This is a genomic window from Stenotrophomonas sp. KH_036_B, from assembly GCF_057839485.1.
The window spans coordinates 2,252,324-2,279,092 of record NZ_CM174491.1; the positions used below are offsets into that span (position 1 = coordinate 2,252,324).

At 67.2% G+C, this 26,769-nt stretch carries 17 protein-coding genes and 1 pseudogene; 4 read left to right on the plus strand and 14 right to left on the minus strand.

Features of this window, described 5'->3' with window-relative positions:
* Positions 1-42 precede the first annotated feature (42 nt).
* The 3 genes from AC3ITN_RS10180 to AC3ITN_RS10190 all read right to left on the minus strand — a co-directional run bounded on the left by AC3ITN_RS10180 (position 43) and on the right by AC3ITN_RS10190 (position 2,673).
* Positions 43-642 (minus strand): hypothetical protein, encoded by a 600-nt coding sequence (locus AC3ITN_RS10180; RefSeq protein ID WP_313341446.1) that lies wholly within the window; start codon positions 640-642, stop codon positions 43-45.
* Between the two features lie 456 nt (positions 643-1,098).
* On the minus strand, positions 1,099-1,596 hold the full coding sequence (locus AC3ITN_RS10185; protein ID WP_489390386.1) for a helix-turn-helix transcriptional regulator: 498 nt from the start codon (positions 1,594-1,596) through the stop codon (positions 1,099-1,101).
* 132 nt (positions 1,597-1,728) lie between these two features.
* Complete coding sequence (locus tag AC3ITN_RS10190) at positions 1,729-2,673, minus strand: alpha/beta hydrolase (protein ID WP_489392910.1); 945 nt, start codon at positions 2,671-2,673, stop codon at positions 1,729-1,731.
* A gap of 218 nt (positions 2,674-2,891) precedes the next feature.
* Here AC3ITN_RS10190 and AC3ITN_RS10195 point away from each other — a divergent pair, with 218 nt between their 5' ends.
* The 3 genes from AC3ITN_RS10195 (at position 2,892) to AC3ITN_RS10205 (ending at position 6,078) form a co-directional block, all read left to right on the plus strand.
* Positions 2,892-3,428 carry a hypothetical protein gene (locus tag AC3ITN_RS10195; protein WP_489390387.1) on the plus strand — a complete coding sequence of 179 codons (537 nt, stop codon included), beginning with the start codon at positions 2,892-2,894 and terminating at the stop codon, positions 3,426-3,428.
* Between the two features lie 144 nt (positions 3,429-3,572).
* Positions 3,573-4,958, plus strand: a complete 1,386-nt coding sequence (locus tag AC3ITN_RS10200) for an FAD-containing oxidoreductase (RefSeq protein ID WP_489390388.1) — start codon at positions 3,573-3,575, stop codon at positions 4,956-4,958.
* Between the two features lie 10 nt (positions 4,959-4,968).
* Positions 4,969-6,078 (plus strand): alpha/beta hydrolase family protein, encoded by a 1,110-nt coding sequence (locus AC3ITN_RS10205; protein ID WP_489390389.1) that lies wholly within the window; start codon positions 4,969-4,971, stop codon positions 6,076-6,078.
* 10 nt (positions 6,079-6,088) lie between these two features.
* On the opposite strand, the pseudogene AC3ITN_RS10210 reads toward AC3ITN_RS10205, so the two are convergent.
* Positions 6,089-6,367, minus strand: a pseudogene (locus AC3ITN_RS10210) (hypothetical protein); the annotation flags it as partial.
* Between the two features lie 99 nt (positions 6,368-6,466).
* On the minus strand, positions 6,467-6,634 hold the full coding sequence (locus AC3ITN_RS10215) for a hypothetical protein (RefSeq protein ID WP_489390390.1): 168 nt from the start codon (positions 6,632-6,634) through the stop codon (positions 6,467-6,469).
* Positions 6,635-6,764: 130 nt separating this feature from the next.
* Here AC3ITN_RS10215 and AC3ITN_RS10220 point away from each other — a divergent pair, with 130 nt between their 5' ends.
* Positions 6,765-7,895, plus strand: coding sequence for a DUF3667 domain-containing protein (locus AC3ITN_RS10220; protein WP_489390391.1), 1,131 nt, complete (start codon positions 6,765-6,767; stop codon positions 7,893-7,895).
* 39 nt (positions 7,896-7,934) lie between these two features.
* On the opposite strand, the gene AC3ITN_RS10225 is transcribed toward AC3ITN_RS10220, so the two are convergent.
* The 9 genes from AC3ITN_RS10225 to AC3ITN_RS10265 form a co-directional block, all read right to left on the minus strand.
* On the minus strand, positions 7,935-9,353 hold the full coding sequence (locus AC3ITN_RS10225) for a S41 family peptidase (protein WP_489390392.1): 1,419 nt from the start codon (positions 9,351-9,353) through the stop codon (positions 7,935-7,937).
* Positions 9,354-9,442: 89 nt separating this feature from the next.
* Complete coding sequence (locus tag AC3ITN_RS10230; protein ID WP_489390393.1) at positions 9,443-12,349, minus strand: TonB-dependent receptor domain-containing protein; 2,907 nt, start codon at positions 12,347-12,349, stop codon at positions 9,443-9,445.
* A 281-nt stretch (positions 12,350-12,630) separates the two neighbouring features.
* The gene (locus AC3ITN_RS10235) at positions 12,631-15,000 is read right to left on the minus strand and encodes a beta-L-arabinofuranosidase domain-containing protein (RefSeq protein WP_489390394.1); all 2,370 of its coding nucleotides are present in this window, start codon (positions 14,998-15,000) and stop codon (positions 12,631-12,633) included.
* A 19-nt stretch (positions 15,001-15,019) separates the two neighbouring features.
* Entirely contained in the window at positions 15,020-17,383 is a 2,364-nt protein-coding gene (locus AC3ITN_RS10240) for a glucosidase family protein (protein WP_489390395.1), read from the minus strand.
* A gap of 114 nt (positions 17,384-17,497) precedes the next feature.
* Complete coding sequence (locus AC3ITN_RS10245; protein ID WP_489392911.1) at positions 17,498-19,039, minus strand: DUF5597 domain-containing protein; 1,542 nt, start codon at positions 19,037-19,039, stop codon at positions 17,498-17,500.
* Between the two features lie 80 nt (positions 19,040-19,119).
* A complete protein-coding gene (locus tag AC3ITN_RS10250) occupies positions 19,120-21,435 on the minus strand; it encodes a S9 family peptidase (RefSeq protein WP_489390396.1) in 2,316 nt (771 codons plus the stop codon).
* Positions 21,425-22,996, minus strand: coding sequence for an APC family permease (locus AC3ITN_RS10255; protein ID WP_489390397.1), 1,572 nt, complete (start codon positions 22,994-22,996; stop codon positions 21,425-21,427). Before AC3ITN_RS10255 ends, AC3ITN_RS10250 begins: the two co-directional genes overlap by 11 nt.
* A gap of 83 nt (positions 22,997-23,079) precedes the next feature.
* Positions 23,080-24,885, minus strand: coding sequence for a DUF885 domain-containing protein (locus AC3ITN_RS10260; RefSeq protein ID WP_489390398.1), 1,806 nt, complete (start codon positions 24,883-24,885; stop codon positions 23,080-23,082).
* Positions 24,882-26,720: a DUF885 domain-containing protein gene (locus tag AC3ITN_RS10265; protein ID WP_489390399.1), complete on the minus strand. Its 1,839-nt coding sequence runs from the start codon at positions 26,718-26,720 to the stop codon at positions 24,882-24,884. The genes AC3ITN_RS10260 and AC3ITN_RS10265 overlap by 4 nt, the downstream gene beginning before the upstream one ends.
* Positions 26,721-26,769 lie beyond the last annotated feature (49 nt).

The following is a 26,769-nucleotide window of genomic DNA, read 5'->3' on the forward strand; positions in this document are numbered from 1 at the left end:
CGGCACAGGGATGCCACTCACCGTGCAGTGGGGCGTCGGCGCTTACGGGGTGTCGCGACGGATGCTGACGGCTACCGCCTCTGTGTAGGTGATGTTGAGCAGGTCACCCCGCTTCACCTTCGGCAGCTTGGCGCGCAGGTCTTCGCGTACGACGGCCACGATCTGCGTGTTGCCGCGCGGCCCTCTGAGCGCGATGGTGTTTCGCTCCGGATTCACCGCTGCCACTTCGGTGACGATGCTGATGGTGTTCGACTGCGAACCACCCGGCTTGGTGCCCGGAATCTGCACGGTGCTCTGCTGCGTCTTGGTCACGCCCACCGGTGCACTGCCGGCCGGCTTGAGCTCGAGGGCGACGGCGCCCGTGTAGTTGAGCGTCACGGTGTCGCCCACCTTGAGCTGGCTGAAGTTGCGCACCTCAGGGCCGGCAATGACGTCCAGCACCCCGCCGTCCTTGCCGGTGATCGAGACGGCGCGGGTTTTCGCGTCCAGCGCGGTGATCTTGCCCTGCAGGGAGAGTTGCGTGGACGCAGCGGTGACGGGGCCAGGCGTGGCGCGGGGGGCGGGCGCCGGCTGGGCTGCGGGTGCGACCTGCACCGCGCCAAGGATGAGTGCGAGAGAGGACGATAGGGCAAGGATGCGCATGGGAACCTCCAGGAGGACAGGGAGCAACACGTACACCCTGCCGGAGGGTTTGCCCGGACGGCAGATGTTCCCCTATTCCATCAGTTGCCCCACCCCGGCGCGCCCGTACTACTACTTATGGTTGTGCAGAAAACATACTGACCCCGGCGAAAACCGCGTGCATCAGCGGGCCTATCCTGGAGGTTGGCAACCATCCAATCACAGTGATGTGAGAAAACGCGTCGCAGTCCGGATGCAATGATCCAGGGATGGACTGTAGTTGAGTGTGTCGATCTGGCTGAAGGACGCCTGGAGCACCATAGCGGAACATGAGCACGGTTCCGCCGCCAAACGTCCAGAACGGTCGCTCGGTGCCACCGGCTGTCTCAAGTCCTCCCATCAGGACCATGGCGCGCGTAAAGAGCGGCTGCCAAGGTCCTGCCGGCAGGTTGTGTTCCGGTAGATCAGCAGCTGAATTCATTTGAAGAGGTCGTGGCGGACCAGGCCGAGCCTATCCGCCATCGCTGCTATGTTCTTCCAGATTACCTGCGGTGCCACCTGCTCTTTGCTCGCGGCTTCTTCAACCGCCATGACCAGCAAGGGAATGGGCGCTTCCTCAAGGAGCTTGGCTACCTGTGCGATGAACTCATGGGGTAGATCGCCGGTTGCGAGCGTGCGGGACAGATCCTCAGGGCTGAATTCGCTTTTGTAGCTGACGTTGGCGGTGTTGGCCGCCATCCAGAGTGCCTTCTTGGCACTTCTCGCCCCTACGGATGGCTCTCCTGGGCTGAGCCCAATCACGTTCATCACCTGGCATACCCGGTTGAATCCCAGATCCTTGAGTTTGCCGCTTTCCAACCCGCTGATCGTCTGCCGCGTCAGTCCTGAAAGCTTTGCCAGCAGCGCCTGTGACAAGCCGAGCGCTGCCCGGCGCTCCTTTATGGAGCCTCCCACTTGAGCGAGGTGGCTGATCATTTCAGGCTCCCGGAATGTCAAATATTTTGTACACTACACCCTTGACCGAGATACATGCAATGCCGCTGTCGGCACGGAGATCTACTCCCCAGGCACTGACGCCGCGCCGGCCGCCCTATTCCAGTGCGGCGTTCAACGGGGCGATGCCAGCAGGAACTTCAACCCGTGCGTCAGCCCACGCGGAGCCACACTCAGGTGGTCCTCGTCGTTCAGGACGTCCAACTGCAGCCGCAGCGAGGGGTAGTGGCGCGCGCGCAGGGCCGCGTCCATCTGCTTTGCATCCGCCACCATGTCGGCGTCGTTGCCGTAGGCGGGCGTTTCGTATTGTCCGACGTACATGTACACGGACGCCGGCAGGTCGCTGTGCCCTGCCGCGTAGTCCTTCTCGTACCGCGCCGTGACATTGCGGTCGTACCAGAACGATGGGCTTCCCACGATATAGCCGGAGAACATGCTCGGATCGGTGAACAGAATCCGTGTGCCGAGCAATGCGCCGTACGAGTGCCCCAGCAGCAGGCGCCGGGTTTCGTCGGTGCGGTAGTGCCCTGCCACGAAGGGCAGCACCTGCTGGCGAAGGTAGCCAATGTAGGCGTCGGCACCCCCGTGCACGGCGTCGGCCGGGGCGCTGCGGGGTCCGTTGGGGGTGGGCGTGTAGTCGCGGCGGCGGCTGGGCATCCCTTCATCGCCCACCGCGTACGACAGCCCAACCAGGATGAACTCCTCCAGCTTCGGACCCTCGACATTCAACCGCCGGCCGATCTGTCGCGCGAGCGGGAACGCGTAGTCCGCATCGGTCACATAAAGAACCGGATAGGTGCGCTCCGGCGTGTCTGCATAGGACGGTGGCAATGCGACGAAAACCTGGTACCTCCGTCCGGAGACCGGATCCGGCACATCCCGGACCTCGCTGCCCACCACCTCGTACGGCATGCCATCGCCCCGCTGCCCTCCCAGCACAGAGGCCTTGGACGGTGCGGGCTGGGGCGCGGCCGGTGCCTCGTTTCCTTGTGGTGGCACCGAAGCCTCAGGTGTCCTGGCGCAACCCACAAGCAACAGCAGAACAACCACACCCATCATCCGATCTTTCAAACGTCCTTCTCCATGTTGTTCCCAAACACCCAGCGTGAACGGCATTGATTCTTCGCGCGCGCTTCCTGGTACACAGGGCTTGCCGGCGAAGCGGTATACCATCAGTGTAGCCGCGTAGCCAGTCGTGCTGATCGGCATGAATGTCCTCCAACCGGTCTGCTATCGTCGTGCGTCAACAAAAAGGCAAGACAGGACGCAGTGCGCACATGGATCGAACCGAACGAACGTTGTTGACCGTTTCGTTGATCACCGTTCCCGGGCCAGCGGCCGCCTCCGATTTCCGGGGCTTCTTCTCTCTGTTCATGGCGACGCCAATTTTGGCGTTCATCGCGCTGGTGTCAGGCTTCATTCTCCTGCGTCGCGTCACCTCCTCCACGAAGGGGCCCGCTCGCGTCAGCCCTCTTGTTCTGATGCTGGCCGCGCTGCTGCCGCTCGCTTGGCTGTGCATGTTCATGCAGTGGTTTGTGTTTCTTGGCATCCCACTGCTTTCGGCTGCCTGGCTGCTGGGTGCGCGGCGGATCTGGCTGGACCCGCGCGGCAAGGTAGCCATGTGGTTGGCCCGCGGCCTGCTCGTTCTTGGCCTTGCGACCGGCGGGGTCATGGTGTGGGACATGTCCGTGGTCCTGGACTACCAAAGAGACGGGGACGCGCTGCGAATGGCGGGCCTGCTGGCGGCATACTTCTGTGTGTGCATGGGACTGTGCGTGTTTGCAGCACGGCGCGGGGCCACGTTGCGAAACTAGTCACTTGGTCGGGTTTGTGCGCCCGCAGCTCCGCCCTCCCTTCCCTCGCTGCCTCCTCTTGACCGGCTGCAGGCGTACCCTGACGGATACTGGCGGCCACATCCACGCACCCTGCAGCGACGGGGACACAAGAGGGATCCCCAGATGCCAAACGACACCCCGTTCGACGCCATCATCATCGGTACCGGCCAAGCGGGCCCATCGCTCGCGGGCCGGCTCGACGCCGCCGGCATGCGCGTGGCGATCATCGAGCGGCATCTGGTCGGGGGCACGTGCGTGAATACCGGCTGCAAGCCAACCAAGACCCTGGTCGCCAGCGCCTACGCCGCGCAGATGGCCCGACGTGGGGCGGAGTACGGCTTCTCTGCCGGCCCGGTGAGCGTGGACATGACGGTGGTGGCGGCACGTGCACGCAAGGTCATTCTGGATTCGCGCACAGGCAATGAGGACTGGCTGGCGGGCATGCCCAACGTGACACTGATCCGCGGCCACGCCCGTTTCGATGGGCCCGGCGCGGTGTTGGTCAATGGCGAGCGGCTGGTGGCCCCCAGGATCTTCATCAATGTGGGCGGTCGCGCTGCGGTGCCGGACATGCCGGGCCTGCAGGAGGTGCCGTACCTGACCAACAGCAGCATGGTCGAGCTCGACACCCTGCCCCGGCACCTGATCGTCGTGGGCGGAAGCTACATCGGCCTCGAATTCGCGCAGATGTACCGCCGCTTTGGCGCGCAGGTGACGATCCTCGAGCGCGCGGACCGGGTGATTGCCCGCGAGGATCCGGATATTTCCGTTGCGGTGCGCGGCATCCTGGAGGACGAGGGGATCGACGTGCGTACCGGTGCCGACCAGATGTCGTTCAAGCAGACCGACGACGGCATCGGCGTGACCTTCCAGACCCGCGCGGGCGAATCGGTCGTGGCAGGGAGCCATCTGCTGATCGCGATCGGCCGCCGCCCCAATACCGACGATCTGGGCCTGGAATCGGCCGGCATCGCGCTCGACGCGCGCGGCTACATCACGGTGGACGACCGCCTGCAGGCTTCGGTTCCCGGCGTCTGGGCACTGGGCGACTGCAACGGGCGCGGCGCCTTCACCCATACCGCCTACAACGACTTCGAGATCGTGGCGGCCAACCTGCTTGATGGCGAGGACCGGCGGGTCAGCAGCCGCGTGCCGGGGTACGCGCTCTATATCGACCCGCCGCTGGGCCGTGCGGGCATGTCGGAGCTCGAGGCGGCCAAGACGGGTCGCCCGCTCCTGTTTGCCAAGCGCGAGATGACCCGGGTGGGGCGCGCGGTCGAGAAAGGCGAGTCCAAGGGCTTCATGAAGGTGGTCGCCGATGCCGAAACGCGACGGATCCTCGGCGCGGCGATCCTGGGCACTGGCGGCGATGAAGCCATCCACGGCATCCTCGACATGATGAGCGCGGATCGCCCGCTGGACGAACTGCGCTGGGCCGTGCCGATCCACCCCACGGTCTCGGAGCTGATTCCCACGCTGCTGGTGGACCTTGCACCCGCGGCCAGATAAGGAGGAGTTGATGCGCAACGCCCGACGCGGTTCGCTGTCCATAGGCCTGTGCATCGTCCTGGTCATTGGGCCGGCGTGGAGCAGGACACCCGCTTCTGTGGAGCCGCGCAGCGAGACCGGACAACTGCAGGGCGCGCCTTGGCGCATCGATTACCCGGACCACTGGAATGGCGAGCTGGTGATGCTTGCACACGGCTTCGAACCGGTCGGCACGCCCCGCCCGGATCCGTGGCCGGGCAACAAAGGGAGTGAGGCACTGGTCAAGGCGGGCTATGCGGTCGGCCAGAGCGGGTACCGCAGCCAGGGTTGGGCGGTCGCCGACGCCATCGAGGATACCGAGCGGCTACGCCAGCGCTTCGTTGCCCAACATCCGGATACCCGGCGCACCTGGATCCTCGGCTTCTCGATGGGCGGCGCGGTGGCCATCGCCACGCTTGAGCGCCTGCCCCAGCATTACACGGGGGGCATCTCGCTTTGCGGTGCCAATCTGCCGGGCGATGTCCTGGCGGCCGAGATGCTCACCTCGCTGGTGGCGTTTGAATACTTCTTCCCAGCTGCGAAAGGCGTGCCGGAAGCAGGACTCACCTCGCCCGCTGCGGCCCACCTTCCCCAGGCGCAGACGTATGACGCCATCGAGGCGGCCGTGCAGGCCAACCCGGCCGCGGCTGCCACGCTGGCCAAACGGCTGGAATTGCAGCCGCATGAGCTGGCCGACACCATCAGCCTGCACACACTTGTGTTCCAGCAACTGGTGACGCGCAGCGGCGGCATGCCGGTGGGCAACACGCGCACGGTGTACGCAGGCTTCGGCGACGACAAGGCGTTCAATGCCAAGGTGCGGCGCATCACCGCGGATGCCGGGGCGCAGGCCTGGGTGGAGCGCGAGCTGGGTCTGACGGGTGTGCTGCGCAGACCATTGCTGCTGCAGTACAACCATGACGACCCCTCAGTGACCCCACGTTTCGAGCCGATCTACCCGGCGCTGGCGGCACGGGCGGGTGCCACGCCCCCGCCGACGACGCTGCCCGCGACAGGAGAGGGGCATTGCGATTTCACGCCGGGACAAGTGGTTGAAGCGGTGTCGACCCAGAGCAGGTGGGCGAAGGAGCCGACGCGGTAGGCGCGCCGCTCGGTCGCCATTGGCGCAGTGCCGGCCCCTTGAGGGACTGCTCACCGCAGCCCGACGGGCAACGCAGCACGCGCGCGACCGAGGTGCTGACAAAGCCCTCGCCTTCCTGCGCCTTGAAGATCACCTCGCAGCTCAGGCAACGCGCCACCATCGAGTACAGATGGACGATGCGGCCGGTACACGGATCCTGCAGGGCGCTCACATCCAGCAGTTCGAAGTGGCAGCTGTCCGGCAGGGCGCGCCGGGGGAGCGGATGGGCAATCGAGGTCTGCAGGTTCACACGCGGGCGCCGTTGGTTGGATGGACCCAACTGTAGGGAGCGCGATGTGGAGCGGGTGTGCAGCCGGTATGGCGTACACGCGAAAACGACGTCCGCACTTCAGACCGACGCAAGCGCTTCCCGACCCGCCGGCGTCAGGTCGATATCCGCGTCCTCGGCCTGCACCGCCAGGCCCTCGGTGACCGCCCAGGTGGCGTCGTCGGCCGATACCGGATCGGTCGCTTCGATGGCGCGCAGAATGGCGATCTGGGACGTGGTAAGTGGCATTGTGGTCGCCGCGAAGGGAGGTCGTTCGACTCTAGCAAGGCGGGCGTGAGCACCCCCTGCACCAGGGCACTGGCAGCCCGCCACGGCCGCCCTTATCGTATGCGCCTTTCCCGCCCGGGTCCTGGCACAGATGCATTCAGCCCTTCCCCACCCTGACGCCTGCGAGAACTGCAGCACCGCGCTGCAGGGCGACTTCTGCCACCAGTGCGGGCAGTCCGCGCACAGCCCGGTACGCAGCTTCGGGCATGCGGTGGAAGAGGTCTTCGAGTCGTTCTGGCACCTGGACGGGCGGATCTTCCGCACCCTGCGCCAGCTGCTGCTGCCCGGTCGCCTGGCCGCCGCCTACCTGGGGGGCCACCGTACCCGCTATATCCCGCCGATCCGGCTGTTCGTGATCCTGAGCGTGCTGACTTTCTTCGTGGCGCGGCTGGTGGTTCACGTCGATGCAGGGTCGTTCATCAGCCAGACTCCGACACCGCCCGAGGTGCCGGGTGCGTTCCGCGATGCGACCACCACCGAAGAGGTCGAACAGGTGCGCCGGGCCCTGCTGGCACCGCTGCAGCGATCACGCGACACCCTGCCGCAGGCCCTGCGCAAGCCGATCGATGTGGCGATCGCCAAGGTGGACAAGCAGGCCGCACGACGGCAGAAGGAGCTGCTGGGCCTTCCCCCCGGGACATCCGCACCGTCCGCGGCGAAGCCCGCATCCCCGCCACCCCGGGTGGTCCCCGGAAACGGCAAGGATCCGGTCGATATCGGCTTCCTGCCGGGCTTCGCCAACCGCTGGCTGACCGGGCAGGCGGACATCATCCGGCAGAACCTGCCGCGTATCAGCGAACGGCCGCAGTTGCTGGTCAACGCCTTCTTCGCCTCGGTGCCCTCGGCGCTGTTCGTGCTGGTGCCGTTGTTCGCGGGGCTGCTGAAGGTGTTCTACCTGGGCAGTGGCCGGCTCTATCTGGAGCACCTGGTGGTGGCGCTGTACAGCCATGCGTTCCTGTGCGTTGCGCTGCTGGGCATCCTGCTGCTGTCGATGCTGGGCGGGCAGCTGACCTCGGTGCCTGCGGCCGGCACGCTGATCGGCATTGCCATTGCGTTGCTGCTGCTATGGATGCCGATTTACCTGCTGCTGATGCAGCGCCGCGTATATGGTCAGTCCTGGCTGGTCACCACGATCAAGTTCACCGTGCTGGGCTGGCTCTACTTCACCGTGGTGACCGCGGCCACCGTGGTGCTGGCCATCGCCAGCCTTGCGCGCATCTGATTGCCTTGGCGATGCGGTCGCTGCCGTCGAGGCAGCGGATCACCGCGCACGCCCTCGCGTCCGTTCGGCGCGCAGCCATGCCACCGCCGCGACTTGGCTGCGGTTGGCCACACCCAGGTCGCTGATTGCTTCATCCGGTGTCAGGGGGCCGCCATCGCCCTTCCCCAGCCGGTCGATGAAGCGGGCGCCGGTGAGTAGCAGCAGAGTGCCATCCTGCAAGGTATATGCGGCATTGGCGGTGGGCACGCCGTATGTCGGCGCGCCAAAACTGCGCGTGGCGGACCGGCCGCGAAATGCGATGGCCACTGCCTCGCCAGAACTGGCCGTCCGCCCGGAGGTGAGCACCGCCACCGGCACCTGCGCCATGCTCGGCACGGCCGCCGCAGCGGGCGGCGGGTCATTTCGCCACGCGCGCCTGCTGCCATCGCGGCCCTCAAAGAAACCGAGGCTCTGGCCGCGCAGCAGCGGCTCCAGCCCGGCCAGCATCGGCCACATGTTGCCGCCGCCATTGCCGCGCAGGTCCACGACCCACGCACGCACGCCGCGCCGGCTGCCGGCCTGCAACGCCTCGACGAGAGACGTGGCGTAAGCGTTGCGCAGGTCAGGATCGGTGCCGATGAACCCCGGCACCTCCACATAGCCGATGCCTTCTTCCACCACCTCCCATCGGGCTGGCTTGAATGTCGCCTTCGCTACCTGCGGCAGGTCTAAGCGCCGGCTTGGGTCCATCATGAAGCTGTGGCGGTCCCCCAGCGCTTTGAGCACCTGCTTGACGGCCAGCCGCGCCTCTGCGGGCGTCGCCTGCGGCGCGGGCTGCCATTGCGCCCGGCAATCCGGCGGCAACCGGTCCGCATGCAGCGCATGGGCCGCAATGAGGCGCATGGCTTCCTCGTACAGCACTCCCCCGGAAACACTGCCGGTCGAAGGCGGTGCTGTCTCGCGTAGTTGCACCGTGTGGAGGCTGAAATCCGTCCCGGGTCGCCCGCCCACCATGAACTCCACCAGCCTGGCCCGCGCCGGCACCTGCAGATCGAGTCGCAGCCCTCCCAAATCCGCCGGTCCCTGCAGGTGTCGTCGCACGCGATCGAGCCGCTGCCATCCGTCATAGGCAGTCAGCGTCACCACCATGTCCCCGGAGGTGAGGGTGCCTTCCGCGAAGGTGAGGCTGTAATGGCCGGGCGTGCCGGGGGCGCGCTGCAAGGCGTAGCCGAAGCGGCTGGGCCCATTGCCAGACGCACGTGCGCTGATCTGGGCGCCGTCTTCAGTAAGCGGGGAGCCTGAAAAAGAGCCGGTAAAGTCTTCACCGCTCTGCACGCCGCTGCGCCAGGGCTTGTCGATCGTCGCGTACAGTTGGCTGGCGAGCACCAGCAGCAGTCCAAGAAGGCCTGCTGCCAACCAGAACGCAGCGCGTTTGACACGCGGGCGGCCGGTGCTTTTCTGCGGGTTGGCGTGGCTCACTGCATCTTCCTTGATCGACCGGCTCCGTTGCCGAGTCTACGACGGAAGGTGCACCGCCGGGACACCCTGCCCCGGCGGCACGCACTACATCAGAACTTGACCGACATGCGCGCCCAGTAGAAACGACCGAGCACGTCGTAGGTCGCCACATCGGTGTTGCCGTTGCCACCGTTGTTGGCGTAGTACAGCGGCGCCTGCTTGTTGGTCAGGTTGTCCACGCCCAGCTCGAAGCTGGTGTGCCACGGGGCCACGGTGTAGCCGACCTGCACGTTGTGATACACGAACGAGCCGATCCGGCGCACCACGCCGGCTTCATCGGTATCAGCCGACAGGCCCTGGTCAAGATCGCTGCTGCCGATCTTCGTCTTGCCGATGTAACGCATCCGCCAGGATGCGCTCCAGTCGTCCATGCTCCAGTTCAGCGTGCCCAGCCCGCGCCAGCGCGGGAAGTTGCCGTAGGCATAGGTGTACATGCCGCCGTTGCGGATGGTGACGGTGCTCGGGTCGGTGGTGTCCGGCAGGACGTCGTAGCGCTCCAGGTAGGTGCCGTTGAGGCCGGCAGTGAACTTGCCCCACGCGGTGGCGGGGATGCGGTAGGTGGCGTTGAAATCGACGCCGCGGGTGGCCAGCGTGCCCAGGTTGACGGTGGGTTCGGCCACGTAGTTGATGGTGCCGTTGCCGTTGCGATGGATCAGTGCGCAGAACGCACTGGCCGGATTGGCGTAGCACTGGTTGAGTACGGTCTGGGCCGAGACGCCGGTGATGGTGTCTTCCAGGTCGATCCGCCACCAGTCGGCACTGATCGACAGGCCTTCGATCCAGCGCGGATCGTAGACGAAGCCGACGTCATAGGACTTGCCGGTTTCCGGCTTGAGCTGGTAGCCGGCCACTTCCGCGCCCGAGGCCTTGCCCGAGATCTGGCCGTCGGCCTGGTGGTAGCTGCCGTTGGTGGGCACGTTGGCGCAGGCGACGTCGTTGCCGCCGGTGTAGCCATTGCAGGGATCGTTGACCGTGGGCGCATCGCCTACCACGCCGGAGTACAGCTCGTTGATGTTGGGGGCGCGGAATACTTCGGAGACCGTGCCGCGCAGCAGCAGGTCCTGTACGGGGCGGTACTCGATGGAGACCTTGCTGTTGGTCTTGCTGCCCACCGAGCTGTAGTCGGAGAAGCGCGTGCCGATGCTGAGGTTGAGCGATTGCACGCCGGGCAGCTCCTTCAGCAGCGGGAACAGCGCTTCGGCATAGGCTTCCTTGACGTCGAAGCTGCCGCTCAGCTGCGAGGCGCAGAATTCGATGACACCGCACAGGCCGTTCTCATCACCGGTCCAGAGGGCGTCGGCCTTGCTGGTGCTGGTCTCCTTGCGATACGAAATGCCGGCCGCCAGGCCGACGGTGCCGGCCGGCAGCTCGAACAGGTCGCCGTTGGCGTTGGCCTCGAACTGCTTCACGGTGTAGACGCTGGTGGCCACCGGGTTGACGATCATCTTCTCCAGCGTGCCCAGGCTGGACGGGTCGTTGATGTTGAAGATGTTGAGCGGCGTACACCCGGCGATGACGTTGCCGGCGGTACCGCACTTGACCGCACCATCGACGTCCAGGAACGACGGACCCACCGCTTGGTTGAACGCGGCGTAGTCGAGGAAGCCATAGTTGGTCGAGGTCTGCTTGACCCGACCGTAGTTCAGGTTGACGTCCCACTGCCAGGAACTGTCGCCGAAGCCACCGCGCAGGCCGGGACTGATCTGGAGGTTGTCGGTCTTGTACTCGTACCGGCGGTTGCCAAGGACGGTAGCGCGGGTATTGAGGTCGTTGTATGACGTGCCGGTGGTGCGGTCGGTGCCGAAGTTGACCCCGAACGGGTTGTAGTAGCTCTGCGCCGACACCAGGAAGTTGTCGCCGTTGGCGAAGATCGGGATCGGGGCGATCACCGAGGCGGATTCGGTTTTGCTGAACCAGGTGTTGACGTACCCTTCGATGTTGTCGGTGAAGCGGAAGGTGGCAAGCGCGAATGCGTTGGTGCGCTCCTGCGGCGTCTGCAGCAGGTTGTAGGGCTGGTAGTTGTACGAATCGTTGGCCGCGGTGTAGCAGTGGAAATCACCGGGGCCCGTGGCACCGGTGACGCCCCCGTTGAGGGTCACGCGCGAGCAGCCGTTGGCCGCCGCCAAAGCGCTGGAGGCGGCCGATCCGTCGTTGAAGTTGATCGACCCGGTCGGCGTGGCCGACGAGCCCTGCTTCACCGCTTCGCCGCTGCTCAGGTACAGCGCGTCCTTGGAGTAGTCGCGGTCGAGTGCGGAGACGGCGTCGAGGTTGTGGTACGAGACACCGGCGACGACGCTGCCACGGTCCCAGGCCTTGCCACCCGTCAGCGAGAAGTTGCGGCGGTTGCCATCGCCCTCGCCGCTGGTGCCGAAGTCGGCGGTGAACTGCGCGCCCTCGAAGCGGTCACGCAGGATGAAGTTGACCACGCCGCCGATGGCGTCCGAGCCGTAGATCGCCGAGGCACCATCGCTGAGCACTTCGATGCGCTCGATCATGGTGGCCGGAATGGCGTTGACGTCGTTGTAGGCAAGGCGAACGCCGTTGACCAGCACCAGGGTGCGCTTGTCGCCCAGGCCGCGCAGCGAGATGGTCGAGGCGCCGGTGCCGCCGCCGTTGTTGGTGTTCGGATTGGTGGAGTTGCCGGCAATGGACGGCAGCTCCTGCAGCAGGTCGCCGACGGTTGCCTTGCCCGTGGCCGCAATCTGCTGCTGGGTGACGGTCACCACGGGGTTGGCGCTTTCGGTGTCCACGCGGCGCAGGCGCGAGCCGGTCACCACGATGCTGTCCAGGTTGGTGGTGCCGCTGCCGGCGGCAGCGGTGGATTCCTGAGCCAGTACCGGCGCGGCACTGGCCAGCAGCAGCACGGCGGCCACGGCCATGGACAGCGGGCGACGGGCGGCGGTGGCACATCGGGACAACGACGAAGCATGCGGTGCATGGAACGGATGGGGCGTCATGGGCGAACTTCCTCGGTCATGCGCAGGCCGGTGGCGTCGAGGGGCAACAATCCCCCGCACCGGCATGCGCCAGTGAAACGGTTCGATGGGGCTTGCGAGCTGGCGTTCCACGCCAGGGCGCACATGGGCAGGCAGTGTTCGGATGGATCGCATGCACGGCGCCACTCGCCCTGCATTCAACTACAACGTTTTCATCTCACGGTCACAATGTGCCGGGTGGCCCGACCTTGCGTCTTGTCGCTTTTATCGCGTCTGGATGCGGAATAGCGCATGGACGCCGCTCATGCGGGAATCAGCCAGCCGCCGAACAGGGGGCCTGCGGTGTCACCGTGCTGCGGTTCGATGCGGAAGGTGAGCGCGTGGCCGCTACGGGTGAGCGCATGCGGCAAGGGATAGTCGCGGTCGACGAAATCGATCACCTGGCCGCGCTCAACCTCCACTTCCACCGCGAGCGTGCCGTTGACCAGGATATTGAAGCGGCCCTTGTCGCTGCCCCAGAAGCGCAACCGCAGCGCGAGTGGCTGCGTGCTGCCTTTCATGACGAAGGTGACGAACCCCTTGCCACGCACGTCGCGGCACTCCTGGCGACGGTAGGCGGCGGCAAAGGAGGTGTCGCTGCTGAGCGCGTGCGCCTTCTCGGAGACCTCGTTGCCGAACTGGAGCATGTCCACCGCGCTGGCCTGCAGTTCGGTCTGTTCAGCCCGGGTGCGATCGCGGCGCTGGGCTTCGTCCGCCCATTGCGCGGCGGTCATGCGCCTGAAGTACAGCGCGCTGCGGCGATCATGCTGCGCATGGAACGGCGAGAACTCCAGTGCCTGCGGGCGCGTGGTACTGGCCAGGAAACGGCCGGGTTGCGGCAGTGCGATGAAGCCCGACAGCGGTGACACATCGGCCACCAGCGCCGGATCGGGCGCATCGTACGGGGTGGTTGCCGGGCCAAGATCGGCCGCCAGGGCCAGGGGGCCGCGCATGACCACCACGGTGTCCGGGTCGCCTGCCGCGTGTTCCAGGCGAAGGGCGGTGTCCAGCTCCAGCTCCACCACGTCGCCCGTGCGCCAGCGGCGCTCAAGGGTCACGTAGCCATCGTTGACCGTGGCGGCGACCTTGCGGCCATTGAGCGTCAACGTGTGCCCCCGTTCCGACCACGCAGGAATGCGAAGCAGCAGGCGTTTGGGTGCGGTGGCATCGGCGCGGGTGACCTGCAGGCGGACCCGTCCGTTGTCCGGTATGCCGCTGTCCAGCTCGAGCGCGAGGCCGCCGTCGGTCCAGTCGAGTGTGGACGGGATGTACAGGTTGACATAGAGCGATGTCGCGTCCTGCCAGTAGATGGAGTCGCCGAACTGTGCGTGCGCCTCCATGCCGCTGCCCACGCAGCACCAGAACGAATCGAACTTGTCGGAGTAGCCGCGCTCGCCGCCGGTGATCATCGGCGTCATGTAGGTGAACATGCCGGTCTCGGGATGCTGGGCCGCCATGGTGTGGTTGAGCAGCGTGCGTTCGTAATGGTCGAAGTAGCGCGCCTGCGGGGTCCACTGGTACAGGTGCCGGGTGAGCTTGAGCATGTTGTAGCTGTTGCAGTGCTCGCAGGTCTGCTCGGTCAGGAACGCGGCGATGGTGTCCGGCTGCTGGAAGTACTCGCGATCGGCGTTGCCGCCGATCACGTAGCTGTAGTGCTGGGTAACGGTTTCCCAGAAGAAGCGTGCCGCCGCGGCGCAGTCCGGCTCGCCGGTGACTTCGAACTGACGGGCCTCGCCGATGAACTTGGGCACCTGGGTATTGGCATGGTGGTGCGGCAGATCATCTTTCCCGGCGATGGCCGGGTCGACGATGCCTTCATGGCGCAGGCGCTTGCCGATGGCGATCCAGCGTGGTTCGCCGGTGCGCGCGCCCAGTTCGATGTACGACTCGTTGAGGCCGCCGAACTCGGTGCCCAGCAGCGACTGCATCTGGTCGTGGTCCAGTGTGTCGAACACGCCGGCCAGGTAGCCCGCCAGCGGCAGCAGCACCTGCCGTGCCTGGGTGTTGCCGGCCAGTGCGTCGGCGTCGAGCAGACCGGCGAACAGCTTGTGCACGGTGTACAGCGGCGACCAGCTGCCGTTGATGTTGAACTTGCTGCCAGTGACGGCGCCGGCGCGGATATCTTCGAAGACGCTCTTGCCGCCCACGATCGCGCCTGCATCGGTCTTGCGGGTCAGACCGCCGACATAGCCGTCGGCGTCCTTGGCCTGGGCACGCGCGAGCTCGGCGACGATGTAGTCGATACGCTGCTTCACCTCTGCATCGCCGGTCTGCGCGTAGAGCTTGGACAGCGCGCTCAGGTAGTGGCCCAGGGTGTGCCCGGCGATGGTGTCGCCCTCCCAGCCGCCATAGACCTCACCCTTCGGCGGCAGCCCGGCGTACTGCAGGAAGTTGTGCAGCAGGCGGTCGGGTTCCAGCTCGAACAGGTAGCGGCGGTTGACCTGCAGGGAATCCAGGAACATCGACGGCTTCAGCGTGACTGCCTGCAGCGGCAGCGCGGTGACCTTGCCCGCGGTGGACGCGGCGGCGTCCAGCGGGAAGCGCAGCATCCCGGCGGCGACCGCCAGCGCGCTCCACTGCAGGAAGCGGCGGCGCGAGGGATCGATCATGGGGGGCGTGCTGGAAGCAGGCATGGGGACGTCCTCTGTGGCGTTATTCGTAACGGGCCTGCACGTTCAGCGTTGCCCCGGCGGCGAAGGGAAGTGCGATGCGGTCGTTGTGCGGGCCGGTGGCACGCACCGGCCGGCCATCGACCGTCACCTCGCGCAGCGCGGTGCCTGTGGGCACACGCAGCGTCAGCCAGGTGGTGTCCGGCCGTGAGGCGGGCAGCGTGACCTCGGCATCGATGCGGCGCTGGGTCGTGTCGGCCTGCAGGCGCACGCTGACGTGGCCCCAGGGCGTCGGCGCGTCCTGGAGATCGACCGGCTTGCCGGTGGCCAGCCAGTCGCGCGGCAGCGCCCGCGCCAGGTACAGGTCCTGGTCCTGGTCGAACACCAGCATCCAGCGCAGCAGCAGCGGCACGGTCATCTGCGCGGGCATGCAGAACAGCGGCATGCCGCCGGTGATGCCGGCGACCTCGCCTGCCGTCCAGCTGCCGCGGGTATGGGCCTGGTAACGGTGGGCGTACAGGAACAGCAGGTACTCCTCGATCCGGTCCAGGCGCAGCAGCTGCTGGGCATGCCCGTAGGAGATGAAGCCCAGGATGTCGCGGCCTTCCGGGGTCGGCTTCCAGATGTTGGAGACGATGCCCAGGGTGGTGCCGCCGTGGCCGCGCAGGCAGTCGATGACCAGGTGGGCGATGTCGGCCGGCAGCACGTCGGCCTGCAGCAGCTCGGCGTATGCGCGATGCGACCACAGCTGCTCGCTTCGGCTCGGGTCTTCCTGCGACATCGCCTGGCGGAACGTCTCGGTGGTGCCGGGCAACGGGCCCAGGTACGGCGGCACCAGGTCATGGCGGATATCGGCGCGGATGCTGGCCAGCAGACGCGCGCGCAGCTGCCGGGCGCGTTGCTGCCACTGGCGGCTGGGCCCGCGCTCGCCCGCGATGGAGGGCCACGCGGCGGCGATGTCTTCCCAGCCGCGAAGGGTGAGTGCGCTGTTGCCGAAGTACGGCTTCCACCACAGCGATGGATCCGGGTACAGGCAGGCATCGGATTCGCTCCAGCCGTGGATCAGGCCATGGCCGCGGTCGCTGCGGGGCAGCGCCAGGCTGACGTCGTGCAGCTCAACCAGCAGCGCGGCGGTGGCCTCGATCTTGCCCTGGTGGCGGCGCAGCAGCGCGACATCGCCGGTGTAGCGCAGGTAACGCGCCAGCAGGGACAGGGTCAGGCCAAACTGGCCGATCTCAGGCCCGCGCATGTTCACCAGGCCGTCGGCCTGGGTGTACTCGCTGAGATAGTTGTCCAGCACCGCCTTGGCCTGGTCGAAGCGCCCCCATTCCAGATTGGCGTACAGCGAACTGGTGAAGGTGTCCTGGAAACCGTCGTATTCGTTGCCGACATAGTCGCGGTCGACCGCGCCGTACTTCGGGTACACCCCGCCCGGCCGCACCACCCGTTCGCGCGCAAACGCGAAGCGGGCCAGATCTCCCCAGCTGTCGTCAGGAAGCTGCAGCGTGCTGGCCTGGGCCAGCTGTGCCTGCCAGGTGGCGGCGAAGTCGATCACGCCGCGATAGAAGTCGTCGGCGCTGGCGCCGCTGCGGCGCGTCGGGAAGTCCGGGTAGCTGTAGCCGAAGACGGTGCGCACCGCCTTGCCCTGCTCCACCAGCACCGCGCGGTGCCAGGTCTGCACGATGAAGCGGTCCTGCGCGTTCACATCGGCGAACACCAGCACGTCGTACCAGCGGCCTTCGCCGGCGGGAACCACCTTGTGCACGGCCGGCATCCAGCCACCCAGCACCCCCTCGAGGCGGTGGGCGACCTTGTCTGCATCCGCCAGCTCCGGGAACGACTGCAGTGCACGATAGGTGCGGCTGCGGCCATCCGGATAGATCTGCATGGTGTCGTTGGCCTGCACGGTCCCCACGAACGTGGTCCACGGCAGGCGGCCATTGTGGTCCTTCGGGTCCAGCCGCGACGCGGGCGGTGGCGCCACGTCGCGCACCTCGTCTTCGCGCGGGTCGCCGTGTCGCAGCAGCGCGTCGGCCAGCAGGTCGGCTTCGGCCATGGCCAGCTTCGCCAGCGGAATGCCCAGGTACGGCGGCGTGTCGCTGCCCCACACCGCCTCGGTGCGCTTGCCGAGGTCGAGTACACCGGCGGCACTGGCCAGCACCAGCGCGCCCTGCGGCGTGCGCAGATCCTCATGCACGGTCCAGGCCACCCCATGGTGCTCAAATGCGCACAGTTCGGTGAAGCCGGCCAGGTCCACCCCTGTGGCGGGCTGCAGTGCCGGCCGGGGCTGCCGTGCCAGCGCAGCCGGCGTGCCGGACGCCGCCGCCGCGCTCCCGGCGACTGCCGGAAGCAGGCTGACCGCCGCCGTTGCTGCTACGCCCTGACGCAGGAAACTTCTGCGATCCATGGTGCCCCTGCTTTGCAATGACCAGGCTCCATGCTGCGTGGCGCGGGCCGCGGCGTCTTGTCCTGCACCCGCGTCGTCGATGCGGTTTTCCGCATACATCGGTGACAACGTGGCTCAGTAGGTGCCCACGGTGACCCGCAGCACCGGCGGTGCGTCGCGCACGAAGTTGAGCCCGTAGTCGGTCTGGTCGCCGTTGAGCAGCCGCTCGAACCGCCACTGACCATCCACGTAGCGGCCCTGCTCCACCCGCAGCAGCTGGCCGTGCAGCGCGTCGGAGGCCACGCGGACGAACTCGGCCCGCGCGGCGAAACCGGTCAACAGGAACTGGTCGGCGGCAGTCTGCACCACCAGCAGGCGACCGGCATGGTCACTGTTGCCTGGCAGGATGGGGTCGGCATCGCCCCAGTACGGCGCGCCGTAGGACACCTGCACCTGCCAGTCGCCAAACGTCAGCGTGCGGCGGGGCTGCCCCGGCTGCTCGGCCACGGCCTGCAGCCGCCCCTCGAAGGCGGCCTTGGCGATGATCCGCTGCAGCGGTGCCAGCTGGCCGAAGTTGGCCGCATGGGCCGCTGTGGCCGCCTGCTTCTCCGGCGAGTCCAGCCCGTCCATGCCGAACACCGAGAAGCCGATACCGCCCTGCCCCAGCACATGGAACAGGTACGGCGCGGTGGCCGGCTCGAAGCCGGTTTCGGACACCCACGCGGGGTTGTCCGGGCGGGCGTACTGGCCGATGACCTTGGTGTACTCGTTGTAGTCGCTGGTGTAGATGTCGGTGCCGATGAAGTCGATCGACGGGGTGGCCGCACGCCACAGATCGAACACGTTGACGGTGGCACCGCCCGAGGGATAGTCCACGCCGGGGTACTTCTTGCCCTTGTAGCGCAGCCAGGTGTTGACATACATCGGCATGTCGTAGGCGCGCTTGCCGGCTGCCGCGACCTGTTCGATGTAGTGCGCCGTACCGTAGGCATTGAAGGCCTCGTCTGCTTCGGCACCGAATACCTGCTGCCAGCTGCCCGCCGGTTTGCCCAGCCGGGCGGTGATCGCCGCAGGCACCGGTTGGGCGAACGCGGCGTTGGCGGCGGCGCCGTGGTCGCGGACCGCGCCCACCGTGCCCGGTTCGTTCTCGACCTGCACCAGGATGACGGTATGGCGCTGGCCATCGACCTTGCGCAGGTGCTGCATGAGTGCGGTGAACGCGCGCGCATCGGCCTCCACGTTCGCGCTGGCATAGGGCGACAGCACGTCCACCGGTTGGCCGCGCTCGTCCAGCGTGCGTGGGTAGGTGCGCGCATCGCGTTTGATCCACTCGGGCACGTAGTGCATCTGGCCGTTCTTCCAGCTGCCGAACCAGAGCAGCGCAACGCGCAGGCCACGTCTGCGCGCCTGCTCAAGCAGCGCATCGACATTGGTGGTGTCGTACTGGCCCGGCACGGGTTCGAACTGCTCCCAGTACACCGGGGCCTCCACGGTATTGGCGTTCAGCGCCACCACCTGGTCCAGCGCGCCCGGCAACACCGCCGGCCATGCGCTGGAGTTGTGCAGCTGCGCGGCGAGCACCGTGTACGGCGCGCCATCGACCAGCAGTGCATGCCGGCCATTTTCTGTGACGAACCGCGGCATCTGTTCGGCCGCCATCAGCGGCGCACTCAGCATGCCCAGCAGTGCGAGGCAGGCAGCGGCGCGTCGGCGCGGACGGGTCGCGGTGGGTCTCCGCGCGATGCGTGGGGGAGCGGTCATGGCAGGGGGTCCGTGCGGGAATTCCAGTGGGGTGTCGGCGCATCCATCAGGTGGCGGACGAAGAAGTCGAACTGGCGGCGTGTCACGTAATCGATGGGCCCGCTGGAGCGGCCCACCGAGTGCTCGCCGCCCGGCACGTTGAGCAGGTCGAAGTCCTTGCCGGCCTTGATCAGGGCATCCACCACCTGCGCGGTGGAGGCCGGGTCGACGTTGCTGTCCTGTTCGCCCACCACCAGCAGCAGGTCGCCACGCAGCCCCGCCGCGTTGACCACGCCGGAGGCGCGCGCGTAGCTGTCGTCCACCGGCCAGCCCATCCACTGCTCGTTCCAGCTGATCTTGTCCATGCGGTTGTCGAAGCAGCCGGCCATCGCCACGCCCACGGTGTACAGCTCCGGGTGCTGCTCCAGTGCCCCGAGCGTGCTCTGGCCGCCCGCCGATGCGCCATAGATGCCGACGCCATGGCCGATGTCGTAGGACGGGTCCCTGGCGGCGAGCGCCTTGTGCCAGGCAATGCGATCCGGGAAGCCGGCGTCGCCCAGGTTCTTCCAGGCCACGTCGTGGAAGGCCTTGGAACGGTGGGCCGTGCCCATGCCATCGATCTGCACGACGATGAAGCCGAGGTCGGCCAGGGCCTGCATGCCGATCTGTTTGTCGCCGCCGGCGTGGTAGCCAAACGGCCAGAAGGTCTTGGGAACGAACGCATCATGCGGCCCGGCGTAGATGTTCTCGATGACCGGATAGCGCTTCGACGGATCGTAGTTGCGCGGCCTTACCACCATGCCCCAGATGTCGGTGCGTCCATCGCGGCCCTTGGCCACGAACGTCTCCGGCGCCTTCCAGCCCGCAGCGAGCAGGCGCGAAATGTCGCCCCGCGCCAGCGCGCGCACCAGGCGACCGTCGATGGCGCGCAGCTCGGCCACCGGGGCCAGGTCCGGGCGCGAATACACGTCGACGTAGTAGCGGCCGTCGTCGGCGATGGAGACATCGTGATCGGCCACGGCGGTGGTCAGCCGGGTCAGATGGCCACCATCGAAATCCACCTGGAACAGATGCCGCTGGTACGGGTCGTCACCTGCATCCATGCCACTGGCGCTGAACCAGATGCGGCGCTGCGCATCGTCCACATGCAGCACGTCGCGCACGACCCAGTCGCCGCGGGTGATCTGCTGCAGCACCTTGCCGGTGGCCCCGTCCACCCGGTACAGGTGCCGCCAGCCGTCCCGCTCCGAAATCCACAGCAGTTCCCTGCCCTGCCCGTTCACGTCATGGACGAAGGTGCGGTCGGCGGGAATGAACGTGCTCGAGGTTTCCTCGATCGCCGCGTGCGCCCTGCCACTGTCGGCGTCGACGGCCACCACGCGGACGGTCTGGAAGCCGCGCTGCACATACTGGATGCTGAAACCGCTGCTGTCGGCGCGCCACTGGATCGGCGCCAGCGCATAGGGGTTGGCGAGCAGCGGGGTGGTGATGTCCTTGCGGCCGCCGAAGACGTCGAACAGTACCGGTTGTTCGATATCCACTGCATCGCCGGGCTTGGGGTAGAGCTGGGTCTGCAGCACCGGGTGCAGCTGTCCCGGTGGCGAGGTCTCGACACGGGTGACCCGGCGCTGCAGGCCGGGCGTGACCCGGTACGCGGCGACGTGGCGTGAATCGGGCGACCAGGCGAGCGTCTCCGGGTCATAGAACGCATCCGCGCGTCCGTCCTGCGTGAGTGGCGTCTCGCTGCCGTCCGCCACCCGGCGCAGCACCAGGTTGTCGCCATCGGCGTAGGCCTCCCACTGGCCGTCCGGCGAGCGCCGTGGCGCGTTGTCGGCCGGCACGCGCAGGTCGCGCACCACGCCGAACCCGCGTGGGCGGCCGGTGGCCGGCTGCGCGGCGCAGACGTAGGTGGTCAGCGTGCAACGCCAGCCCGAATAGTCGCTGTCGAGATGGAAGGCGATGGCGCCATGCGGATCGGTGCCGTCGGCGACGTAGGTGAAGGACGAGAACGGCAGCTTCAGCGCTGCCTGGGAACGCTGGGTGGCCGTGGACAGGCCCTGTGCCAGTCGCGCCGCATCGAACGCCGGCTGCACGGCATCATTGTCGGGCGTTCCTGTCACGAAGGCGAAACCGCCGTCGACGGTGTGGCGGTAGTAGAAGCGGCCATCGCTGCGCCACTGCGCCGGGAACGCCACGTCGCGGGTGAGGCCGCTCCAGGCCTCGCGCAGGCCGAGCGAGCGCTGGTAGTCGGCGGCATCCGGTGCGGCATGGGCGGTGGCCGCAGCCGCTGCGATGCAGGCGACGGCAAGGGACTGCAGCACCCTACTCGCCATCGTCTTCCTCCAGCTTGAGTTCGCCGCTGGTCAGCCCGCTGCGCGCGCCCCAGTGATAGATGAAGAACGCGATCACCGCCACGCACGCGGTATCCCACGGGTGGCTGATCACGCCGATGCCGCCGAACGTGCCCAGCCACGACACCAGCATGACCAGCACGAAGAAGGCGATCAGCCAGGCGGAGCTGCGCACCTGCCGCAGCACGCGGGCGCGACGCGGCGGGTTGAACAGCTGCGATACCACGTAGCCCGCGTAGATCACCACCTGCAGGCCCAGCAGCCACGACACCGTCGTCCAGGTCGACCAGTACACGATCAGCGCGGCGATCATGAACGACAGCGGCCCCAGCACCGCCAGCCCTTTCACCCGGAACGGGCGCTCCAGGTCCGGCGCACTGCGGCGAAGCGCGGCCACCGTGACCGGCGCGATCGCGTAGCTCAGGACCAGCGCCGCCGAGACCACGCCGATGAGCGTTTCCCAGGACGGGAACGGCAGCGTCCAGAACACCGACAGCGCAAAGCTAAGCCACAGTGCCGGGCGCGGAATGCCCGACGTGGCATCCACCCGGGTCAGGATGGACAGGAAGCCGCTGCTGCGGGCCCAGCCGTACACCACGCGCGGGGTGGCGTTCATGTAGATGTTGCCGGTGCCACTGGGCGAGACCACGGCGTCGGCCACCACCAGGGTGGCCAGCCAGCCCATGCCCAGCGCCAGCGCGATGTCGCGATACGGCAGCGAGAACACCTTGTCCATGCCTGCCCAGCCGTTGGCCAGCACGTCGCCCGGCACCGCGCCCAGGAAGGACACCTGCAGCAGCACGTAGATCACGGTGGACAGCGCCACCGAGAGGATCAGCGCGATGGGAATGGTGCGCTGCGGATCCCGCACCTCGCTGGCCACCGACACGATCGGGGTCAACCCCAGGTACGCGAAGATGATGCCGCCGGCCGAGATCGCCGCCTCCACGCCGGCCATGCCGGACGGCGCGAAGCCCTGGCTGGTCAGGTTGTCGGGATTGAAGTGCGACAGCAGCAGCACGATCACCAGCAGCGGCACCAGGAACTTGAACACACTGATGATGTTGTTGGCGCGGGCGAACGTCTTGACGCTGAAGTAGTTGAGCAGGAAGAACAGCACCAGCAGGCCGAACTGCAGCAGCCAGCCGAGCAGCGTGGGATGGCTGCTGCCAGGCTTGCTCAGCGACGGGAACCAGGCGGCGGCATATTGCCGGCAGGCCTCCACTTCGATGGCGATCAGGCTGGAGAACGCGATAAGCGTGATGAACCCGGTCAGCCAGCCCAGGAGCGTGCCATGCGAGTACTCCGGGTAGCGCACCACGCCACCGGCGCGCGGCAACGCCGCCCCCAGTTCGCAGTACACCAGTCCCAGCAGGAACACCGCGATGCCGCCGATGATCCAGGACAGGATGCCCGCCGGCCCGGCAATGGAGGACACGTGGCTGGCCGCGAACAGCCAGCCCGAGCCGAAGATGGAGCCCAGCCCGATGAAAGTCAGGTCGGTCAGGCTGAGGCGCTTGTGGAACTTTCCTGCTGAAGCCATGGAGGTCCTCCGGTGGAACGGTGCGGGCCGGTGCCGTTGCGGCAGCGGCGCCGCAACGTGCAGGCGAAGGGGTGTTCGATGCTTCAGTGCGGAGCGTCAGCCCAGGGCGATGTGCCGCCCTCGGCGATGAAGCGGTCGATACGCGCGTCCAGCACCGGCAACGGCACCGAGCCCAGCGAGAGCACCGCGTCGTGGAAGTTGCGGATGTCGAACTTCTCTCCCAGCGCGGCTTCCGCCTTCCTGCGCAGGGTCAGGATCTCCAGCTCACCCAGGTAGTACGACAGCGCTTGGCCCGGCCACGCAATGTAGCGGTCCACCTCGGTGGTGATTTCGTGTTCGCTCAACGCGGCGTTGTCACGCAGGTAGGCCAGCGCCTGCTCGCGGCTCCAGCCCTTGCTGTGCACGCCGGTGTCGATCACCAGCCGCGCCGCGCGCCACATCTGGTAGGTCAGGTAGCCGAAGCGCTCGTAGGGCGTGGTGTACATGCCCATCTCCTGGCCCAGGTATTCGCAGTACAGCGCCCAGCCCTCGCCGTAGGCGGAGATGTAGGTGTAGCGGCGGAAGTCCGGCAGGTCCGTATCTTCGGCGGCCAGCGACATCTGCAGCGAATGGCCGGGCGAGGATTCATGCAGGGTCAGCGCGGGCAGCACGTACAGCGGCCGTGACGGCAGGTTGTAGGTGTTGAGCCAGTAGGTGTCCAGGCCGCCCCGGCCACCGGTGTAGAACGGCGCCAGGTCGTCCGGCACCGGCTTGATGGTGAAGCGCTGGCGGGGCACGCGGCCAAAGTACCGGCCCAGGTTGCCGTCCATGGTTTTGGCGATCCACGCCGCATGGTCCAGCAGCTGCTGCGGGGTCTTGGCATAGAACTGCGGATCGGTCCGCAGGAAGGTGAGGAACTCGGCGAAGCTGCCCGTGTAGCCGACCTCGTCCATCACCGCCTGCATCTCACGGCGCAGGCGTGCCACTTCCTGCAGCCCGATCTGGTGGATCTGCGCGGGGTCCATGTCATTGGTGACGAACTCGCGGATCTGCGCGCGGTAATACGCCTTGCCGTCCGGCAGCGCCTCGCCGGCCAGCGTGGTACGCGCCTTGGGCACGTATTCCTCGCGCATGAAACGCAGCAGCCTGTCGTAGGCGGGAATGACGCTGCCGGCGATCGCCGCCAGCGCCTGCTGGCGCAGCGCGGCCTGCTGTGCGGCCGGAATGCTGGCCGGCATCTGCTTGAAGGGGGTGTAGAACAGATTGGCCTCGCCCTTGGCCTCCACGACGTCGGCGATTGACTGGTCGCGGCCGGTGAGCGTCACCCGCGGCTGGCTGAAGCCACGCGCAAGACCGGCCCGCATGTTGGCGGTCTGGTCGTTGAAGTAGCGCGGAATATCGGCCAACTGGGCCAGATAACGTCGATAGTCGTCGGCGCTGCGGAAGGTGCCGCGCGCGGTGAAGCCCAGGTTGGTCCAGAAGGCGGTGTCGCTGTTGAACGGCATCTCCCAGGCACGGTAGTGCTGCTGGTCCAGCAGCACGTCGATCTGCTGGCGGTACACCTGGTAATTCACCTGGTCCTGCGCCGACAGCTGCGCCTGCGGCACCGCATCCAGTTCCCTGCGCACCTGGGTCCAATACGCGGTGCGCATCTCCTGTGTGGCCGGATCGACCTTGGGCAGGTGGTCGGCAGGCCGGCCACCGCCGTTCTCGTCGTCGCCGCCGGCATCCTGCTGCGCGCGCCACGCCCACTCGCGGGTGTACAGCGCCTTGAAGCGTGCGGCGGCATCGTTGGCAGGCGCCGCACCCGCGGTGGCCCCCGCGGGTGCGGCATCGGCGGCGGGTGCCACCAGGGCGGTGGCGCTGATGCCCAACAGCAGGGCCAGGGACAGCGGGGAGCGCAGGTTCATGGGGTCTCCTTGGCGGTGGCGGTAGCGACCGGCGCGGCCTTGGCCTGGGCGATCCACGCATCGATGCGGGCGTCGAGCAGGTCCAGCGGCATTGCGCCGCCGCCGAGGATGGCGTCATGGAACGCGCGGATGTCGAAGCGGTCGCCAAGCGCCTGCTCTGCCTTCGCGCGCAGCGCCAGGATGTCCAGCTGGCCGATCTTGTAGCCCATCGCCTGGCCCGGCCAGACGATGTAGCGGTCGGTCTCGGCCTGGATGCTGGGTTCGTCGTCGGACGGATGGGCGTGGAAGAAGTCCACCATCTGCTGGCGGGTCCAGCGCTTGTAGTGCACACCGGTATCCAGCACCAGACGGTTGGCACGCAGCAGCTCGCCGGCCAGGTGGCCGTATTCGCTGTAGGGGTCCTTGAAGAACCCGACCTCCCCGGCCAGCTGCTCGGCATACAGCGCCCAGCCTTCGATGAAGGCGTTGTAGCCGGCCTGCTGGCGGAACGGCGGCAACGGCAGCGTCTGCGCCAGCGAGATCTGCAGGTGGTGGCCCGGCACGCCCTCGTGGTAGGCGGTGGTTTCGATGTTGACCAGGGTGCGGTCGGTGGCGTCGTTGGCGTTGACCATCACGATGGCCGGCTTGCTGCCCTGCGGGTTGCTCTGCCAGTACTCCGCACCGGGCGCCTCACGCCGGAACGCCGGCATGCCCTGCACCTCCAGCGGCGTCTTGGGCAGCGTGCCGAACAGCTTGGGCAGCTCCGGTTCCATGTCGGCGATATAGCCGCGGTACAACGCCAGGATCTGCTCGCTGGAGGTGGCGAAGTGGCGCTTGTCCGTGGCGACCGCCTTGCGGAACGCGGCAAGATCCTTGAAGCCCTGGGCCTTCGCGATGCGGGTCATCTCCCCTTCGATCCGCGCGACTTCGTCCAGCCCGATCTGGTGGATCGCTTCGGGTGATTTTTCCGTGGTGGTCTGGGTGCGGATGGCGAACAGGTAGCGCTTGTCGCCGTCGGGCAGCGACCAGATGCCTTCCTGTGCCCGCCCCTGCGCCGCGTATTCGTCCTTCACGAAGGCGGCCAGGCGGGTGTAGGCCGGACGCACCTGTTCGTTGATGGCGGCGATGAGCTGTGTGCGAATGGCCTCGCGCTGCGCCGCATCGGGCACGGCCTTGTCGAGCTTCTTCAGCGGCGAGGCAAACGCGCTGTCGGCGCCCGCGGGTGCGGCGATGCTGGCGATCTGCGCTGGCAGCCGTTCAAGCAGGTAGCGTGGCTGCACCAGCCCGTCCTTCGCCCCCTGCTGCGAGACCTCGACAATCTGGTCGAGCAGCGCCGGAATGGCCTTCAGGCGCGCGATGTAGTCGTGGTAGTCCTTGGCGTCCTCGAAGGGAAACGCATCGCCCATGCCGGCCAGGCCGAGCTGGATGCCGCCCACCGGTTCGAGCGGCATCTCATGGTTCTTCAGGTCGATGGCGGTCAGCCGGTCACGCAGCTGGCGCAGCATCATCTGCAGGCTGAGCTGGCGTTGTTCGTCCAGTGCCGTGGCATCCACCGCTTCAAAGCGGGTGAGCAGGTCGGCCGTGGCCACCCGGTCGGCGGCAACCGCGGCCAGGCTGTAGTCCGTCCAGCGATCGTTGTAGCGCTTGTCGCCGATGATGCTGGCGAACTCCGGGCTGTGCGCGAGCTGGTACTGCCACTGCTGGTCGAGCAGTGCATCGAAGGCGGCGGACACATCGGCCTTGGAGGCGGCAGCTGCAGGTGCTTTCGTGCCTTCCGACGGCGCGGTGGTCGGCTGACACGCGGTCACCAGCGCTGCAGCAAGCAGGCCGATGGCGAGAGGACGGAACAGGGCCATGCATCTTCTCCAGTAGCAGGAATCACAGAACACGGCACCTCGCCAACGC